The organism is Streptomyces lincolnensis (genome assembly GCF_001685355.1).
GTDB classification, from domain to species: Bacteria; Actinomycetota; Actinomycetes; order Streptomycetales; family Streptomycetaceae; genus Streptomyces; species Streptomyces lincolnensis.
In genome coordinates this window covers 5,455,068-5,472,699 of record NZ_CP016438.1, presented here as the reverse complement: position 1 = coordinate 5,472,699, position 17,632 = coordinate 5,455,068, and the positions used below count along the sequence as shown (strand labels likewise).

General features: G+C 69.0%; 15 protein-coding genes and 1 pseudogene. 14 read left to right on the top strand and 2 right to left on the bottom strand.

The window, feature by feature from the left end; translation table 11 throughout:
• Positions 1–26: 26 nt before the first annotated feature.
• Positions 27–1,019: a helix-turn-helix transcriptional regulator gene (locus tag SLINC_RS24430; protein WP_067437023.1), complete on the top strand. Its 993-nt coding sequence runs from the start codon at positions 27–29 to the stop codon at positions 1,017–1,019.
• On the opposite strand, the gene SLINC_RS24425 is transcribed toward SLINC_RS24430, so the two are convergent.
• Positions 982–2,028, bottom strand: a complete 1,047-nt coding sequence (locus tag SLINC_RS24425; protein WP_067437020.1) for a helix-turn-helix transcriptional regulator — start codon at positions 2,026–2,028, stop codon at positions 982–984. The genes SLINC_RS24430 and SLINC_RS24425 overlap by 38 nt on opposite strands.
• A 429-nt stretch (positions 2,029–2,457) precedes the next feature.
• On the opposite strand from SLINC_RS24425, the gene SLINC_RS46170 reads away from it, so the two are divergent.
• From SLINC_RS46170 to SLINC_RS24385, 9 genes are all read left to right on the top strand, one after another.
• Complete coding sequence (locus tag SLINC_RS46170; RefSeq protein ID WP_079164697.1) at positions 2,458–2,688, top strand: helix-turn-helix domain-containing protein; 231 nt, start codon at positions 2,458–2,460, stop codon at positions 2,686–2,688.
• 140 nt (positions 2,689–2,828) lie between these two features.
• A complete protein-coding gene (locus SLINC_RS24420) occupies positions 2,829–3,254 on the top strand; it encodes a hypothetical protein (RefSeq protein ID WP_152039017.1) in 426 nt (141 codons plus the stop codon).
• Between the two features lie 64 nt (positions 3,255–3,318).
• Positions 3,319–3,585, top strand: coding sequence for a hypothetical protein (locus SLINC_RS24415; RefSeq protein WP_067437014.1), 267 nt, complete (start codon positions 3,319–3,321; stop codon positions 3,583–3,585).
• A gap of 22 nt (positions 3,586–3,607) precedes the next feature.
• The gene (locus SLINC_RS24410; RefSeq protein WP_159425361.1) at positions 3,608–4,495 is read left to right on the top strand and encodes an ABC transporter ATP-binding protein; all 888 of its coding nucleotides are present in this window, start codon (positions 3,608–3,610) and stop codon (positions 4,493–4,495) included.
• Positions 4,492–5,388, top strand: a complete 897-nt coding sequence (locus tag SLINC_RS24405; RefSeq protein WP_067437011.1) for a hypothetical protein — start codon at positions 4,492–4,494, stop codon at positions 5,386–5,388. The genes SLINC_RS24410 and SLINC_RS24405 overlap by 4 nt, the downstream gene beginning before the upstream one ends.
• Entirely contained in the window at positions 5,385–6,566 is a 1,182-nt protein-coding gene (locus SLINC_RS24400; RefSeq protein WP_067437009.1) for a DUF418 domain-containing protein, read from the top strand. Before SLINC_RS24405 ends, SLINC_RS24400 begins: the two co-directional genes overlap by 4 nt.
• Positions 6,567–6,635: 69 nt before the next feature.
• Positions 6,636–8,186 (top strand): circularly permuted type 2 ATP-grasp protein, encoded by a 1,551-nt coding sequence (locus tag SLINC_RS24395; RefSeq protein ID WP_067437006.1) that lies wholly within the window; start codon positions 6,636–6,638, stop codon positions 8,184–8,186.
• Positions 8,183–9,115 carry an alpha-E domain-containing protein gene (locus tag SLINC_RS24390; protein ID WP_067437003.1) on the top strand — a complete coding sequence of 311 codons (933 nt, stop codon included), beginning with the start codon at positions 8,183–8,185 and terminating at the stop codon, positions 9,113–9,115. Before SLINC_RS24395 ends, SLINC_RS24390 begins: the two co-directional genes overlap by 4 nt.
• Position 9,116: 1 nt before the next feature.
• Positions 9,117–9,959, top strand: a complete 843-nt coding sequence (locus SLINC_RS24385; RefSeq protein ID WP_067437000.1) for a transglutaminase family protein — start codon at positions 9,117–9,119, stop codon at positions 9,957–9,959.
• 88 nt (positions 9,960–10,047) lie between these two features.
• Here SLINC_RS24385 and SLINC_RS24380 read toward each other — a convergent pair whose 3' ends face one another.
• Entirely contained in the window at positions 10,048–11,115 is a 1,068-nt protein-coding gene (locus tag SLINC_RS24380; protein WP_182449182.1) for a sugar ABC transporter substrate-binding protein, read from the bottom strand.
• 298 nt (positions 11,116–11,413) lie between these two features.
• On the opposite strand from SLINC_RS24380, the gene SLINC_RS24375 reads away from it, so the two are divergent.
• The 4 genes and pseudogenes from SLINC_RS24375 (at position 11,414) to SLINC_RS24360 (ending at position 17,630) form a co-directional block, all read left to right on the top strand.
• Positions 11,414–13,438, top strand: a complete 2,025-nt coding sequence (locus SLINC_RS24375) for a PA14 domain-containing protein (protein ID WP_067436994.1) — start codon at positions 11,414–11,416, stop codon at positions 13,436–13,438.
• Between the two features lie 18 nt (positions 13,439–13,456).
• Entirely contained in the window at positions 13,457–13,969 is a 513-nt protein-coding gene (locus tag SLINC_RS24370; protein ID WP_067436991.1) for a hypothetical protein, read from the top strand.
• 32 nt (positions 13,970–14,001) lie between these two features.
• A pseudogene (locus SLINC_RS50465) lies at positions 14,002–14,818 on the top strand (PA14 domain-containing protein); the annotation flags it as partial.
• 775 nt (positions 14,819–15,593) lie between these two features.
• The gene (locus SLINC_RS24360) at positions 15,594–17,630 is read left to right on the top strand and encodes a fibronectin type III domain-containing protein (RefSeq protein WP_067436986.1); all 2,037 of its coding nucleotides are present in this window, start codon (positions 15,594–15,596) and stop codon (positions 17,628–17,630) included.
• Positions 17,631–17,632: the final 2 nt, after the last annotated feature.

The following is a 17,632-nucleotide window of genomic DNA, read 5'->3' as shown; positions in this document are numbered from 1 at the left end:
CAAGGGTCCCAAGGAGAGGGGGCGCAGTGACCCCGGCACCACATCCGGAGCACGGCGCGGAAGACCTGTGCGCGGCAGGGATGCAGCTCTACGAACGCGCCCTGCGCGAGGGACATGTGAGCGGCGCCGACGCCGAGACGGCACCCTGCCTGGTCGACTTCGGCCTGCTGCATCCCGCGGTCACGGACCTGACCAGACTGGAGCCGCTCGCCCCGGCCGTGGCCTTGCACAGGATGCTGCGCGGCACCGAGGAGCGGATCGCGGACGAGCGGCGGCGCGAAGCCCGGCTGGCGGAGGCGTTCGAACCGCTCATGCGGATCGACGGCCGGCGTTCGGGCACCGAGGGGTTGTCCATGGTCGGTGTTCTCAGCGGGTACGACCGCATCGGGCGGGCCATCGGCCAGGCCATGGCGGAGAGTTCCAGCGAGGTCCTCACCATCCAGCCGCATACCGGGCACCGGCTCGCCCATGTGCTCCCCGCTATCCACACCGAAGCTCTCGCCCGCGACCAGGACTTCCTCGACCGCGGCGGCCGCATCCGCACTCTCTACCAGCACACCCTGCGCAACGCGCCCTCCGTCATCGCCCGCTACGAGCAGCTGAGCGGAGACGTGGAGGCCCGGACCCTCGACGAGGTGACCGACCGGCTGATCGTCACCGACCGCCGGGTCGCCTTCATCCCCGCCAGCAAGGACCGCTCGGTCGCCCTGGAGATCCGCCACCCCGCGATCGTCGGTTTCCTCGCCACCGCCTTCGACCGCCTCTGGCACCTGGCCACCCCGATGTATCCCCAAGCCGTCCAGCGCCCCACCCTCAACGGCATCACCCCCCGCCAACGAGCCATCGCCACCCTCCTCATCGAGGGCCACACGGACGCCGCGATAGCCGAGCGGCTCGGAATGAACATCCGCACCGCGCGCGTGCACGTCGCCAAGCTCGCGGCCACGCTCGGCAGCGAGAGCCGGGCGCAACTCGGCTATCTCATCGGCCGGTCGGGGCTCCTTGATCAGGAAGGCTGAGGGGGCGGCCCTCGCCGTCGGCCGCGCGGGGCGGTCCGACCAGTCCCACCTGGGCGATGCGGACGCCGAGCTGGGCACGGCTCGCCGCGCCGAGGGTCTCCGACAGGCGCGCGATGTGGGCGCGGCAGGTGCGGACGCTTATGCCGAGCCGTTCCGCGATGACGGCGTCCTGGTGGCCCTCGGCCAGCAGCGCGGCGATGGACTGCTCCCGGTGGGAGATGCCCTCGATGCCGGTGTCCGGGAGCGGGGCGGTCAGCGGGATCGCGAGGCGCCACAGCCGCTCGAAGACCGTGACCAGGTACGCGACGAGGGCGGGGTGGCGCAGCTCCAGCGCGAGGGTGCGGTCGGCGTTGGCCGGGATGAAGGCGACCGTGCGGTCGAAGAGGATCAGCCGGTCGATGACCTCGTCCAGGGTGCGGGCCTGCACCGTGCCACCCATCAACTCCAGGTAGTTGAGCAGGCCTTGGCCGTGCCGGGCCACATGGGTGTAGAGATCGCGCATGCGAACGCCCCGGCCGCGCAGGGCGAGCGCCCGGTGCAGTCCCTCGGTGAGTTCGTCCTCGGGGCGGATGCCGCCGGGCTGGACGGTGAGGACCTCGGTGGTGCACGCCTCGGTCGCCTCGTCCATCGCGGCCTGGATGCGGGAGAGCCCGTCCAGGACCCGGATCGCGGAGCCCTCCCCGACGGACGCGAGCGGGCTCCGGCCGCCGAGACCGGCGTACCACTCGAAGGCGGCGACCGCCGAGCCCACCCGTCGCTGACTGTCGCTGACCTCGTCGTACATGCCGCGCAGCAGCCGGGTCATGACCTCCTGCGGTGCCGTGGGCACCAGCCAGTCCATGTCGTCGGGGTCCGGGTGGAGCAGGGCCAACTCCAGCAGGCAGGGCACCTGTTCCGCGTCACAGCGCGGTACGCGACCACGCCGTACGGCCCGGGAGTAGACGCGGTCCCCGGCCGGGCACAGCCGGTCGGCACCGTGAGGGTGCTCCTCCGCCCCGTGCTCGGCCATCGCCCATCCCACCCCCGGTTCCAGCGTCTTCCGCAGCGCAACTATGCGCGGCCCCGACCGGCTCCGCAACACGGCTCCTCGCGGCCACCACACTCCTCGCCTGTCCGTTTAGTAGCTATATGTCCACCCGTCAGCATGCAAATGCTGCAGCAAGATGAGGGTGGTGCCGCGCTACGCGAGATGCGATCGTCGTTGATCGCAGGGATACGACCGGGTCCGCCGACCAAGCAGCCCTCCCCGGGCGCCCCCAGGGAGGGCTCACCCATGATCGGGCTCGAAGCAAGCGTGTGATCTCAGCGATCAACACCCTGCTTGGAAACTGATACTGATGTATCAACGGGGAAGGTGAAAACCACTTTGACCAGGTGGAACAGCAGCCAACTGCCCAACGGAGCGAACATCGGATTTCGCCCGACGGGGAGCGAGACCATGCCCCTGTCATCACACGCCTCAAACATCGGTCGATTGACAGATCGCGAAAGGCAGGTGTTCTCACTCCTCGCGAACGGGCCGTCCAATCGCATAATCGCCAAGCAACTCGATATTGCAGAGCGGACGGTGAAAGCACATGTGACGAATCTGATGCGGAAGCTTGAAGTCGAATCACGACTCGAGGCAGCTCTGCTGTCAAATCTACACGCAGGGGAGATCAAGCCCTAGAGGCATTGCCCTTGAGGGCGATACCCCAAGGTCCAATAGAACAAGCCTCACCTGAGCAGCATCATTAATCCTGTCAGCCGGAAAGACCGGCGGAGGGCGGTGCAAAGTGCACGCCTGGAACAGGATTACGGGGAGGGACTGTGCGCCGAAAGACGCGCATGATAGCTGCTTCGATGGTGACGGCAGTGGCTCTGGGAATCGCAGCGCCTGCCGCGTCGGCTGTCGCGGCCAACCGCACCACCGCCTCCGCGGCATCACTGTCGGGGACGGTGGCGCCGGCAATGTCGCTCGAGGTGTATCCCGAGGTCGAGCGGGGCACGGAGTCTGCTGCTAGAGCCGAGGGAGAGCGCGTCGCGCAGGGCAGACTCAGCGCTCTCAAGGAACTGCTAAAGAAGAGCAAGCCGCTCTTCAAGGCCGCCGTGAAGGCCGCGAAGAAGGGGAAGGCCGCCTTCGACAAGTGGGTCAACAGCTTGTCGAACTTCAACCCCGTCAAGTGGGCGATCAAGGCGTCACCGAGCTACGTCGTCACTGAGCTCATTGCCTGGCTGGTCCAGCAGGCCATCTGATTCAGGCGCAAGGTACTCCTCCCGGATCTTCCGGGAGGAGTACTGCGCCGCAAAGGAAGGACGCATGAAGAAGTCCCACGAAAAAATAGTCGCAGATAACATGTGGGGGTCGGCTGCGCTCTTCGTGTGCGCTTCTTTCATCACGTTCCTCTTCATTCGAACCGAGGGCGCGAGGACGGCGGGCTGGGCCCTCTATTGGTGTGGCTGGATCGCTCCGTCAATCATGGCAATCTGGTGTCTGGCGAAGCGCCAGAACCCAGGAATAGGCGGCATCTTTTCGTTCACATTGTTGGCCCTGTCCGGATTCCTCTTCTGGCTGAACCATGGGTGAACGAAACATCTCGACTTCTCTGATGTCCGCGCACGGCTTGAGTAAGGAGTTCCGTGGTCGTCGCGTACTTTCCGACGTCTCCCTGGAATTGTCTCCACATACGGTGACAGGATTCCTGGGTGCGAACGGCGCAGGAAAGACCACAGCAATCCGTTTGATGCTCGGGCTGCTGTCAGGGGGTGGCAGAACACTGTTCATGGGGCGCCCTCTGGCACAGTGGCGCGGCCCGGCAGATGTCGTCGGCGCGGTCCTTGGCGGAGTTGCCGGGCATCCCAAACACTCGGTGCGGGCGCACCTGAGGATGGTGGCTGCCGGCATCGGGGCCCCGAGTGAACGCGTGGTCGAGGTCCTCAACCGTGTCGGCATGCAGGATGCAGCCGGACTCCGCCTCGGCGGCCTGTCTCTCGGGATGGCACAGCGCGTAGGGATGGCACAGGCGCTGATCGGAAATCCACGAGTGCTGGTCCTCGACGAACCGACCAACGGCCTCGACCCGCATTCAGTGCACTGGTTACGACGCTTCCTTCGAGACTTCGCAGATGAGGGGCGTGCAGCGCTGGTGTCAAGCCATCAGTTGGCCGAGCTGGGGCAGGTTGCCGACGAGGTTGTCGTCCTCGCACGAGGGCGAATCGTTGCCAGAACGTCCATGTCGGAACTCTCCGGGACCGCACGCGGGCGGGTTGGCGTCCAGAGCCCCTCGCTCGACAAGTTGACGCCGCTGGTCGAGCAGCGGGGCGGAGTTCTCAGAGTGACCGCTCCAGGGACCGCTGAGATCACAGGGTTGTCGAGATTCCAGGTCGGAGACCTCTCGGCTGAGCACTCGGTGCCGCTTCACTGGCTGGATGAGCGTCCTACCTCTCTCGAGGAGTTCTACTTGTCCGTTGCTGATCAGGAGTACGAAAGCCGATGACCGCTGTGAGGCCCAGCGAGACCGGCCATGCCACCCCAGACCGCGCGGTCCCGGCCCTCCCCCTGGCCGGGACCGCGCTCAAGCGCGCTCTGTGCTTCGAATGGATGAGGCTGAAGGGCCTGCGCTCGACCTGGGTTGTACTCGCGGTGCTGGCTGTCCTGAGTCTGCTCAACGGCATTCTGCTGCCCATGGAAGCGAGCGAGCCGACGGGTGAGGGACAAGCCACTGTCGAGGTGGCCCATCTCGTGGACACTCTGCAGTTCAATGCCATTGCCCTTCAATTGCCCCTGAGCGCGTGGCTCCTGGTCTTCGTTCTGGGAACCGGACCGATCACGACGGAGTTCAGCTGCCGGACAGCGCGGACAGCCTGGTTGACCGTCGGCAACCGCGGTCTGTCGTATGCGGCCAAACTCACCGTGGGAGCGGCAGGCACCCTGATGAGCTCTGCCCTTGCCCTTGCCCTGAGCGCCGCGGTGGGATCGGCGGCCCTGGCGGTGACAGGACTGCCGCAGCCCCACTGGTCCGCGGGCTGCGGACCTCTGCTGCGCTACCTCATCGTCATGGCGTTTCTGCCCGTTCTGGCCGGAGGACTGGCCGCGTTGGTACGGAGTCGGCTGCTGACAGTGCTCACACTCACCTTGTGGCCCCTCCTGCTGGAACGCGTCTTCGGACTGGCTGTCCAACGGATCTCAGGCATGGGCGAGATCCAGGCATGGCTTCCGTTCGCCGCGGCCCGAGCGGCCATGAACGGTGTGGAAGATCCCGACGGCTTCACCAGAGCACTGATAGGCACTGACTTGACTCCCATGGCAGGGCTCGGCACCTTCTGCACCTGTGCAACCGTCATCGCATGCTGTGGATGGCTCGCCTACCGGCGGAGGGAGGCACCATGAGCCCGGGCACCACGCCCGCCGCCCGGCGGCTGCCCGCCGTCGACGCGTTACGCGGATTCGCACTGCTCGGCATCCTCGTGGTGAACAGCACGCAGATCATGGACCCCTATGCGGCGGAGGGGTTCCGCGAACCCGGTGCGGCCTTCGTGGACGGCTTCGCTCTGTGGCTGGTGAAGGCGGTGGCGACCGCCAAGTTCTATCTGCTGTTCTCGTTCCTGTTCGGCTACAGCTTCACCCTCCAGGCGGCCTCCGCGGACCGGGCCGGAGCGAACTTCACGGCCCGGTTCCTGCGGCGGTCGCTGGGCCTGCTGGTGCTGGGCGTGGCGCACGCCGTGCTGCTGTACACCGGCGACATCCTCATGGCGTACGGCCTGCTGGGGCTCGTCCTGCTGTGGGCCCGGCGGATCTCGCCCGCGGCCGCGGTCAGGACCGCCTGCTGGATCTACGGCGTCTTCGGCGCGCTCCTGACCGGACTGGGCGTCCTGGCGCTGGGGGTGCCGGACGAGAGCGGCGCGGATCGGGCGAGGATCGCGGCGGCCGTGGCGGCGTATCGCGGCGATGCGGCGACGGTGGTCCAGGCGAACCTGGACCGCTTCCCCGATGCCCTTCTCGGCATCGTCATCATGGCCCCGGGGATTCTCGCCGCCTTCTTCGTCGGTCTGGCCGCGGGACGGCGGGACCTGCTCGGTCACGACCGTACGAGCGGCGGCAGACTGCTGCGGATCGCGGGCGTCGGGCTGGTCGTCGGAGTCCCCGGAGCCGTCTTCTACGCCTCCGCGTCCCAGGGGCCGCTGGACGAGCGATGGCAGTTCCTGGGGATCGGCGTGGGCATGCTCACTGCTCCCGCGCTGTCGGTCGCGTACGCCTGTCTGCTGCTGCTCCTGCTGCGTTCGCCGTCGGGGGACCTGGCCGTGCGGCTGCTCGCCCCGGCCGGCCGGATGGCGCTGACCAACTACCTGGCACAGTCCGTGATCATGACCGTGCTGGCCACCGCATACGGTCTCTCGCTCTACGGCCGGATCGGCACCGCCACCCTGATGGCTCTCGTGTGCGCCGTGTTCGCCGTCCAACTCGCTTTCTCCACACTATGGTTGAGACGCTTCCGGTATGGGCCCGTCGAATGGCTGCTGCGGGTGGTCACGCTGGCGGGACGGCCGGGAGGAAACCCGGGGCGATGACTGATTCACGTCAACCGGCCGAAACAGCGCGGTGATCAGTACGTTACGTACCGCCTCTAACGTCCCCCCATGGCGGACATATTTGACGCGTACGCGTTGGCCGACGCGTGGGACGAGATGTTTGAGCGGCCGGGTGAGGTCAGGACCGCCTATGAGCCGGTGCTGGCCGCGCTCCAGCCGATCGAACCGAGCGAACTGAGGTTCCGGGCCGACCAGATGGCCCGCGCCTTCACGGACCGCGGTGTGACCTACGCCTTCGCGGGCGAGGAGCGGCCCTGGCCGCTGGATCTCGTGCCCAGGATCCTCGACGCCCTCGAATGGGATCTCATCCAGCGCGGGGTGAGCCAGAGAGTGAGGGCCCTGGAGGCCTACCTCGCCGACGCCTACGGACCCGCCCGTGCCTTCGAGGACGGTGTCGTGCCCTGGCGGCTGCTCCTGAACTCCCCGCACTTCCATCGCGCGGCCCACGGCGTCGAACCACCGGGCGGCGTCCGGATCCATGTCGCCGGCATCGACCTCGTCCGCGACGAGGCGGGGGACTTCCGGGTCCTGGAGGACAACGTCCGGGTACCCAGCGGCGTGTCGTACGTCATCGAGAACCGGCGCGCGATGACCCGGATCTTCCCCTCCCTCTTCTCCGAGCAGCACGTCGTGCCCGTCGACGGATACGCCCAGCGGCTGCTCGCCGCCCTGCGGGCCGCCGCCCCGGACGGCGCCCAGGACCCGCGGGTGGTCGTGCTGACCCCCGGCCCCAGCAACGCCGCCTACTTCGAACACGCCCTGCTGGCACGGCTGATGGGCGTGCAGCTGGTGGAGGGGCACGACCTGGTGTGCCGCGGCAACCGGGTGTGGATGCGCACGACCCGCGGTGAGGTGCCCGTCCATGTCGTATACCGGCGCCTGGACGACGACTTCCTCGACCCGCTCCACTTCCGCCCCGACTCGGTCATCGGCTGCCCCGGCATCATGAGCGCGGCCCTCGCCGGACACGTCACGCTCGCCAACGCGGTCGGCAACGGCATCGCCGACGACAAGCTGCTCTACACCTACGTCCCCGACCTGATCCGGTACTACCTCTCCGAGGAACCGGTTCTCCCCAACGTGGAGTCGTTCCGGCCGGACGAGCCGGGCCAGCTGGAAGCCGTCCTGGACCAGATCGACCAGCTCGTCGTCAAACCGGTCGACGGAGCCGGCGGCCAGGGCATCGTCATCGGCCCCAAGGCGGATGCGGCGACCCTGGAGCGGACCCGGAAGGCCGTCCTCGCCGACCCGCGCGGCTTCATCGCCCAGCGGCCGGTCGCCCTGTCCACCTCCCCCACCCTCGCGGGCGAACGCATGGCTCCGCGCCACATAGACCTGCGGCCCTTCGCCGTCAACGACGGCAACGATGTCTGGGTCCTGCCCGGCGGCCTGACCCGGGTCGCCCTCCAGGAGGGCAACCTCATCGTCAACTCCAGCCAGGGCGGCGGATCCAAGGACACCTGGGTACTGGCCGAAGGCCCTGCCGAGCCGCCGGCCCCCGCCGCCGAGGGCGCGAGCGGCCTGCCCGAGGTGGCACCGCGCCAGCACGGACCCGACGGCACCCCCACCGTCGTACAGGAAGGGGCGCAGCAGCAGTGAGCGACGTGATCCTCTCCCGGATAGCCGAGGCACTGACCTGGACCGGACGGTATGTCGAGCGGGCGGACGCCACGGGCCGCATCCTCGACGCCTATCTGCACCGCCTGCTGGAGGACCCCTGGCGCGACGAGGACCTGGCCTGCCGGTCGCTGTACGCGATCCTCGGCGTCGACGCGGGGGACGAGCGGGTCGACATGCAGCAGGTCCTGGACCAGCTGGCCTTCGACGCGCACTCCACCTGCTCCATCGAGGGCGCTTTGGGCGCGGCCCGGCTGAACGCCCGCAGCGCCCGCGAGGCGGTCTCCTCGGAGATGTGGGAGTGCCTCAACTCCACCTGGCACGCCCTCGCGGACCAGCGGCTGGCGGCCCGCCGCACCGGCCCCTACGCCTACCTGGAACTGGTCCGGCGCCGGGCCGCGCTGTTCTTCGGCCTGGCCGACTCCACCATGAGCCGCGACGACAGCTGGCGTTTCGTCGTGCTGGGCCGCAGCCTGGAGCGGGTGGACATGACCGTACGGCTGCTGTCGGTGCGCGTGCTGGACGCCGCGCACGCGCCGGACTGGCCGACCCTGCTGAGCGCGTCCGGTGCCGACGAGGCGTACGCGCGCGTGCACAGCGGCTTCGGCGACACCCCGCGGGTGGCCCAGTTCCTGCTCCTGGACCGGGACTTCCCACGCTCGGCGCTGCACGCGCTGACCACGGCCGAGGAGTGCCTGTCCGCGCTGGGCCGCCCCCGCCAGGATCCGGCCCGCCGCCCGATCGGACGGCTGCGCACCCGCCTGGAGTACCTGGACTCCCAGGCCCTGGAAGACCAGCTGCCCCTGCTCCTGAGCGACTTGCAGCAGGCCTGCATGGCGTCCGCGGAAGCGGTGGAGCAACGGTTCTTCCCCCACCAGGGGCCCGTCGAGTGGGCCCAGGAAGGAGCCTGAGATGGCTCGTCGCCTCCGGATCCGGCACATCACGCGGGTCGCGTACGCCCAGGCCGCGGTCTCCTCCCACAACGAGGTCCGCATGACCCCGCTGACCCTGCCCGGGCAGACCACGCTGGACGCCCGGGTCGCCATCAGCCCGACGGCCACCACCTGGTCGTACTGGGACTACTGGGGCACCCAGGTCACCGGCTTCGACCTGATGGACCCGCACGCCGACCTCACCATCACCGCCTCCAGCCTGGTGGAGACCCATCCCCCGGGCGAGCTCCCGGCGGCGCCCCCCTGGGCGGAGATCGCCGAAGAGACCGCCCGTTCCCGGCTGTCGGAGTTCGCGAGCCCGACACCCCGTACGACGATGCCGGCCGAGCTCGTGGAGAAGGCACGGCAGGTGGCGGCCGGCCTCGACCCGCACGAGACGGTCGTCGCCGTGTCCTCGATGGTCGCGGACCGGGTGTCCTACCTGCCGGGCACCAGCACGGTGAACACCTCCGCCGCCGAGGCCTGGGAGCAGGGCGCGGGCGTCTGCCAGGAGATCGCCCACGTCACCCTCGCCCTGCTCCGGGGCGTCGGTCTGCCCGCCCGCTACGTCTCCGGCTATCTGCACCCCGAGCGGGACGCGGAACTGCACCGGCCCGTCGCCGGCCAGAGCCACGCCTGGGTCGAGTACTGGGCGGGCGACTGGTGCGGCTACGACCCCACCAACCGCACCCGCGCCGACGAGTCCCACGTCGTCGTCGGCCGCGGCCGCGACTACGACGACGTCACCCCGCACAAGGGCGTCTACCGCGGCGTGGCGGGCGGCCCGCCGGAGGTGACGGTGGAGTTCACCCGGGTGGGCTGACGGCTCGTACGCCCAGCGGCCCTCTCCATGCAATGCCCCAGCCCCCTGGCCCACTCGGGCCAAGGGGGCAGACCCGCTCGGGAGGGACCTACTTCAGCTTCGCCGACTGGCACGCGCTCGCGTACTTGGCGGTGCAGATGTCGGACACCTTGTAGATGCCGTCCGCGATCACCGTGGACTTGATGTTGTCCTTCGTCAGGGCGACCACGGGCACCAGCTGAGCCGGGATGTCCTTGTCGGTGGGGCTGTCGACGCGGTCCGAGGCGAGGGCGTCGAACTGGATGCCCTTGCCCTGCACCCGCGCCACCGCCATCTCGGCTGCGGCCTCGGCCTCCTGCGGGTAGGGCTTGTAGACGCTCATGTACTGCTCGCCCGCGACGATCCGCTGCACGGCGGTGAGTTCCGCGTCCTGGCCGGTGATGGGCGGCAGCTCGGTCACGCCCGCGGCCTCCAGGGCCTTGATGACACCGCCGGCCATGGCGTCGTTGGCGGAGTAGACGGCGGCGATGTTGCCCTTGCCGATCGCCTCGATCGCCTTGGCCATGTCGGACTCGGCGATCTCCGGCTTCCAGCCGTCCACGTCGTAGGTCTTGGCGATCGTCACCTTGCCGTTGAGCTCGGAGAGCGCGCCCGCCTTGAACTGGCCGGCGTTGGGGTCGGTGGGCGAGCCGTTCACCATGACGATCTTGGTGGAGGTGTCGGTGTCACCGCCCAGGGCCTCCATGATGGAGCGGCCCTGGACCTCGCCGACGAGCTCGTTGTCGAAGGAGACGTACGCGTCGATCGGGCCCTCGGCCAGCCGGTCGTAGGCGATGACCGGGATGCCCGCCTCCTTGGCCTTGCGCACGGTGTCCGCGATGGTCTTGGCGTCGACGGCGTCCAGCAGGATGACGTCGACCTGGTCGGCGATCATCTTCTCCATCTGCTGGATCTGCTTCGTCGCGTCGGCCTCGCCGTTGGCGTAGACGGTCTTGCCCTGGCCGCCGGTGAGGGACTTCACCTTCTGCTGAATGATCGGGTAGTCGAACTCCTCGTACCGCGTGTTCGTCTTCTCCGGCATCAGTACGCCGACGGTGATGTCGTTGCCCTTGGTCGGGCTCGCCTCGCTGCTGGTCCCGCTCACGCCCAGTGCGCCACAAGCGGTCAGCGAGAGCATGAGGGAACCTGCGGCCACTGCTATGGCGGTACGACGGGTACGGGTGTTCACTGCGCTTGCCTTCCGGACGAGGGTGCTTATCGCGACCCAGGTGAAGGAAGCCAACGCCGCCTTCACCGAGCCGTCAAGGAGCAATCACTTATTGAGATAGCAACGTTAATACGTGCGGCTTCTGTGAAGGTCCACGCCCCCGGGGGCGGCGAAGCGGTCCAAAAGTCCCGTACAACCAATCCGCCCGCTCGTCGGTCCTGATCGTCAACGGCTTTGCCCGCCGTTGAGGATCAGCACTGAAGGACGTATGAATCCAGCCAGACGCACGACCGCCGCGGCCGCGACCGCCGTCGTACTCGCCACCGCCGGCGGCCTGCTCAGCACGGCCGCCGCATCCGCCTCCGCCGCGACGACCTGCGCATCCCCCGTCTTCACACGCCAGTTCTTCGCGAACACGACGTTTTCCGGCACTCCGAAGAAAACGGACTGCGACAACGTCATCGACCAGAACTGGGGCACGGGCGCCCCCGCTTCGGGCCTGCCGAAGGACAGGTTCGGCGTCCGCCACACCGTGACGAGGGACTTCGGCTCCGGCGGCCCCTTCGCGCTCGCCGCTTCCGGCCTGGATGGCATCCGCGTCTACGTCGACGGCGTCCGCAGGATCGACCTGTGGAAGAACACCTCCACCACCGTGTCGAAGACGGTGAACCTCACCATCCCGTCGGGCAGGCACACCCTGCGCGTCGACTACGTCAACTGGACCGGCAGCGCACGCCTCAAGTTCGGCTACACACCCCGCACTTCGGCGACCGTCGACAAGGTCAGGCCGCTCGCCCCGACGGGCGCCGCCGTGACGTACGACAAGGCCACCGGCAAGGCGAAGGTCACCTGGGCGCGGAACAAGGAGATGGACCTCGCCGGATACCGCGTCTACCGCCGGGACAAGGGCAGGACCGAGTACTTCCGGGTCAGCGGCGGCGACCCGCTCACCGGCACCTCGTTCACCGAGGGCCTGCGGTCCACCGGTGCCGCGTACTACTACGAGGTCCGGGCGGTGGACCGGGCCGGCAACGAGTCGGCGGGCAGCACGGACCAGCTCGTCACCACGGTCGACCGGACGGCCCCGCTGACGCCGGTCGTGACCGCGACGGACGACCCCGTGCGCGGAGTCGAGCTGGACTGGCAGGACGACACCTTCGACATTAGGTACGACGTCTACCGAGCCGTCTCCGCCGCCGGCCCGTTCGAGAAGCTCGGCATCTCCTACGGGTCGAGCCGCACCGACGAGACCGCGCCCTACGGGGAGACCTCGTACTACAAGGTCGTCGCGAGGGACCCCGCCGGCAACACCGCCTCCTCCCAGGTCCTCTCCCTCGCCCGCCCGCTGGCCGTGCCCACCATGGACACCCCGGGCACCAACGCGGCCGAGACCGGGATCGAGCTGCGCTGGACGACGTCGAAGGCGGCGCCGACGCAGTACCGCGTCTACCGCTGGGAGCCGTCCGACCCGAACGCCGTCCCGGTGCGGGTCACCTGCGAGACGTACCGCGCGGGCAACGAGGCCGACTACTACCCGCAGTACGGCTGCACCGACTACTCAGCCGTGTCCCACGTGGGCTACGCCTACTACGTCACCAGCGTCGACAGCGCGGGCCGCGAGTCGGCGCCCTCGGCCACGGTCCACACGGGTCTGCGGGACACGACCCCGCCGCCGGCCGTCACCGGCCTCGTCCACACGAGCACGGAGTACGGCACGGTCCTCCAGTGGGACGAGAGCCCCGCCACGGACCTCCGCGTCTACCACGTGCTCCGGGCCACCGACCCCCGTGACACCAGCACCTACGAGTCGCTCGCCACCCTCCCGCCCGGGACGACCCGGTACGTCGACGTGCAGGTGCCGGACGACCAGAACTGGGTCTACTTCGTGGACGCGGTGGACAAGCGGAACAACTCCCTCTACACGCTGTCCGGCAACCCCGCCGAGGTCGTCGCCAACGTCAGCGTCAACGAGTTCCACCTCACTCCGGGTTATGCGCCCCCGAACACCGCGGCCTGGACCCTGTCCGCCACGAACGACGCCGGCAGCGCGGCCCTCACCTGGACCTGCGCCACCGGCTGCGTGCCCGCGACCGGCTTCCACGTGTACCGCTACGACCGCACGAGCGACCAGTACGTCCGCCTCACCGACGTCCCCCTGGCCGCCGACACCCGCACCTGGACCGACCCGGCCACCCCGTCGGCCACCACCAGCCACTACGTCCTCTCGGTCGTCGCCGCCGACGGCACGGAGTCCTTCTCCGGCCTGGCCCCGGTCGTCGTCCCACCCGCCTGAACCATCCCCGAGAACCCCATGCCCGTCTCCGAAACCCGCCTCGACGACAGCCTGTTCGGCCCGCTCACCGTCCACCTGGACACCGAGCGGGGCGCGGTCACCGTCGAGGGCGAGGCGATCCCGCGGATCGTGCTGAACCGCGCCTCCGGCACCCGGGCCGACGACCACATCCCCGTCGGCACCCGGGACGCCGGCCTGCTCACCCTCACCGTCGCCGGCGAGGCGGCCGCCCTGGCCCCGGGCCGGGGGCGCCTGACCCGGCGCTCCTACCGAGTCGACGTCCGCCACGCCGGCCACCACCGGCGCCTGCTCCCCGACTCGGTCCCGTCCAGCCGCCTCCTCCGCGACGGACACCGCCTCGGCGACCTCACCTCCCAGGGCGACGGGCACGTCCTGGCCGAATGGCGCCCGGACGCGAAACCCGACGCCACGGACGTCGCCCTCGCCTACGCCCTCGCCGCCGCCTTCGGCACCGGCGCCCAACCCCTGCCGATGCTCCTCGCCGACGCCATAGGCGACCTCATCCCCTGAACCAGAACCAGAACCAGAGCCGAAGGACTGCTTTGAACCCAGCCAGACGTACGACCGCCACGGCCTCCACCGTCGTCGTACTCGCCACCGCGGGCACCCTCCTCACCGCCCTGCCCGCGTCCGCCGCGACGACCTGCACCTCGCCGGTCTTCAAGCGGCAGTTCTTCGCGAACACCAGCTTCTCCGGTACGCCGAAGAAGACGGACTGCGACAACGCCATCGACCAGACCTGGACCGGCGCCCCGGCCACCGGGCTTCCGAAGGACAACTTCGGCGTCCGGTACGCCGTGACGAGGGACTTCGGCTCCGGCGGCCCGTTCGCCCTGTCGGCCTCCGGGCTGGACGGCATCCGCGTCTACGTCGACGGCGTCCGCAAGATCGACCTGTGGAAGAACGGTTCGACGACGGTGTCCAAGACGGTCAACGTCACGATCCCGTCGGGCAAGCACACCGTCCGCGTCGACTACGTGAACTGGACCGGCAGCGCGAGGGTCAAGTTCGGCTACACGCCCAGGACTTCGGCGACGGTCGACAAGGTCAAGCCCCTGGCACCCACGGGTGCCTCGGTCTCGTACGACCCCGCGACAGGCAAGGCGAAGCTCACCTGGGCGCGGAACAAGGAGATGGACCTCGCCGGATACCGGCTGTACCGCCGCCTGAAGGGGACGACATTCGGCGCCACCCCGCTCGCGACGACGACAGGGACGTCGTACACAGACGCGACCCTGCCCGTGACCGGCGACACGTACTACTACGAGATCCGCGCCTACGACAAGGCGGGCAACGCGTCGGGCGGCACCGCCGACCAGGCCGTGGTCACCGCGGACCGGACCGCGCCCGGCATCCCGGCCGGACTGGACATCACCGACGCCTCCGAGACGGGTGGGCTGCGGATCGGATGGGGCGCGGTCTCGGGGGCGGTCTCGTACCGGGTGTACCGGGCAGCGACCGAGAACGGCACGTACACCCGTGTCGGCACCACGGATGAGCCCTCCTACCGGGACGCCTCCACTCAGGTGCGCGCCAGCTACTACTACCGGGTGACCGCGCTGGACGCGGCGGGCAACGAGTCCGGACAATCCGTCATCGTCAAGGGCGCACGCCGGGACGAGACCCCGCCGCCTGCCGTCACCGGCCTGACGGCCACGCCGACCGAGTACGGCTTCGCGCTGAACTGGGACGCGAACCCGGCGCCCGACCTGTTCCGGTACGTGGTCTACGCGGGCGAGCTCGTCGGCGACGAGGAGGAGCAGGTCTGCTACGTCCACGAGGTGGAGTGGCTGGGCGCCGAGACCACCTCGTACGAGTACACCACCGTGCCCGACGGCGAGGAGCGCTGCATGTTCGTGGACGCCGTCGACAGCTCCTGGAACTCCCACTACAGGTGGACCCGTTCGCCGAACATCGTCACGGCGACCGAACTCGACACGACGCCGAGCGCACCCACCACCTGACCACCGCCCCCGAAGGCCTCACCGCCCTCCTGCGGCAGGTCAAGGACGTATAACAGTCCCCAAGGTCCCCAACATCACAGCCAGCCCCGTACAACCCATGGGCCACTCCACGAGTCGTGATCGTCGCCACCCCTTCTCCCCGGCCTAACGACGATCACGACCGAGGATCCATGAACCCAGCCAGACGCACGACGACCGCGGTTGCCGCCGCTGTCGTGCTCACCACCGCGGGCACCCTGCTCACCGCCCTGCCCGCGTCCGCCGCGACGACCTGCACCTCACCGGTCTACAAGCGGCAGTTCTTCGCGAACACCAGCTTCTCCGGTACGCCCAAGAAGACGGACTGCGACAACGCCATCGACCAGACCTGGACCGGCGCCCCGGCCACGGGCCTGCCAAAGGACAACTTCGGCGTCCGCTACGCCGTCACCCGCGACTTCGGCTCCGGCGGGCCCTTCACCTTCGCCGCCTCCGGCCTGGACGGCATCCGCGTCTACCTCGACGGCGTCCGCAAGATCGACCTGTGGAAGAACACCTCCACCACCGTCTCCAAGACCGTCAACGTCACGATCCCGTCGGGCAAGCACAGCCTCCGCGTCGACTACGTCAACTGGACCGGCAGCGCACGCCTCAAGTTCGGCTACACGCCCCGCACCTCCGCCACCGTCGACAAGGTCAAGCCCCTCACCCCGACGGGTATGGCGTGGGACTACTTCCCCGGCATGGAGGAGGGTGTGAGCGCCGTGCTCGACTGGGCGAGGAACAAGGAGATGGACCTCGCCGGGTACCGCGTCTACCGGCGGGTGCAGGGCACGCCCACGTGGACGCGGGTGGGCACGACCACCAACGTGACGTTCACCGACGTGCCGCCGCAGACGGGACAGTCGTACTACTACGAGGTCCGCGCCTACGACAAGGCGGGCAACGAGTCGTCGGGGACCGCCGACCAGGGCCCGGTGCCCACGCCGGACTACACCGCGCCCGCCGCTCCGGTGCTGAGCGCGACGAGTGTGGAGGCGTCCAACGACCTTTCCTGGACGGGCTCCGCCGACGTGGCCGTCTACCGGGTCTTCCGTAAGACCGACTCGGCGACCACGTACACCGCGCTCGCCGACACCACGGCCACCACCTACGCGGACACCTCGGCCGCGTACGGCCGCGCCTACGACTACAAGGTCAGCGCGATCGACGCGGAAAAGAACACGGCGACCTCCAACGTCGTGCGGACCGCCCGGACGATCACCCCGCCACAGAACGTGACCGCGACGACGCCCAGCTGGGGCGCGGTGTTCACGTGGACCGAGCCGGCCGGCGGCGACACCGCCGACTACGAGGTCTACCGCTCGAAGACCTCGCCGGTGGCCCTCACCTACGACAACCTCACCGACTGCCGCAGCCGCAAGGTCAGCACGGACGCCTCCGGCAACAAGGTCCGCAGCTGCACCGACTACGACGGCGACCAGGGAGCCACGTACCACTACGTGATGACCCGGCAGAACACGGCCGGCCGCTGGTCCACCGCCTCCGCCGAGCTCACCGTCACCCGCCCCGGCGACGAGATCCCGCCCCCGCCGGTGGCGAACCTGACCGCCCGGCCGCTGGAGTACGGCGTCAAGCTGGACTGGGACGACAGCACGGCGGCGGACCTGGAGAAGTACTGGGTCTACGAGGACCGGTCCTGCTGCGAGCCGGAGTACCTCGGCACGGTCGCCGCGGGCACCTCCGAGTTCGTCGTGGGTCCCTCGGTGGCGGACGGTGAGACGAGGACGTACATCGTCGTGGCCGTCGACAAGTACGGCAACTCCCTTACGTACGAGGACGAGGTGGACATCGACGACTGGAGCGGGTCCATCTCCAAGGCCACCGTCACCGAGCTCGACCTCAGGCCGACGAACGTCCCCGAGGACACCGCGCCCTGCTCCGTGCTCACCTACACGACCTACGGCGACCACGGCGGCATGTACATCGAATGCGCCGACTCGGTCGCCACGGAGGCCGCCGGCATCAACGTCTACCGCTGGGACCGCGCGACGAGCACGTACATCAAGGTGACGGACGTCCCGCTGGCGCCGACCGCCACCAACTACACCGACACCACCATCCCCACCGGTACGACGGTCTACTACCTGCTCTCGGTCGTCGCGCCCGACGGCTCGGAGACCTTCAGCAACGTGGACTCCAGCGTGTCCCTGCCGAGCGGAGCGTGATG

Coding starts and splice junctions, on each gene's coding strand:
- SLINC_RS46170 (WP_079164697.1), top strand. CDS start 2,458: ATGCCCCTGTCATCACACGCCTCAAACATCGGTCGATTGACAGATCGC.
- SLINC_RS24395 (WP_067437006.1), top strand. CDS start 6,636: ATGGCGGACATATTTGACGCGTACGCGTTGGCCGACGCGTGGGACGAG.
- SLINC_RS24405 (WP_067437011.1), top strand. CDS start 4,492: ATGACCGCTGTGAGGCCCAGCGAGACCGGCCATGCCACCCCAGACCGC.
- SLINC_RS24425 (WP_067437020.1), bottom strand. CDS start 2,028: ATGGCCGAGCACGGGGCGGAGGAGCACCCTCACGGTGCCGACCGGCTG.
- SLINC_RS24370 (WP_067436991.1), top strand. CDS start 13,457: ATGCCCGTCTCCGAAACCCGCCTCGACGACAGCCTGTTCGGCCCGCTC.
- SLINC_RS24380 (WP_182449182.1), bottom strand. CDS start 11,115: ATGCTCTCGCTGACCGCTTGTGGCGCACTGGGCGTGAGCGGGACCAGC.
- SLINC_RS24360 (WP_067436986.1), top strand. CDS start 15,594: ATGAACCCAGCCAGACGCACGACGACCGCGGTTGCCGCCGCTGTCGTG.
- SLINC_RS24375 (WP_067436994.1), top strand. CDS start 11,414: ATGAATCCAGCCAGACGCACGACCGCCGCGGCCGCGACCGCCGTCGTA.
- SLINC_RS24415 (WP_067437014.1), top strand. CDS start 3,319: ATGAAGAAGTCCCACGAAAAAATAGTCGCAGATAACATGTGGGGGTCG.
- SLINC_RS24410 (WP_159425361.1), top strand. CDS start 3,608: ATGTCCGCGCACGGCTTGAGTAAGGAGTTCCGTGGTCGTCGCGTACTT.
- SLINC_RS24400 (WP_067437009.1), top strand. CDS start 5,385: ATGAGCCCGGGCACCACGCCCGCCGCCCGGCGGCTGCCCGCCGTCGAC.
- SLINC_RS24385 (WP_067437000.1), top strand. CDS start 9,117: ATGGCTCGTCGCCTCCGGATCCGGCACATCACGCGGGTCGCGTACGCC.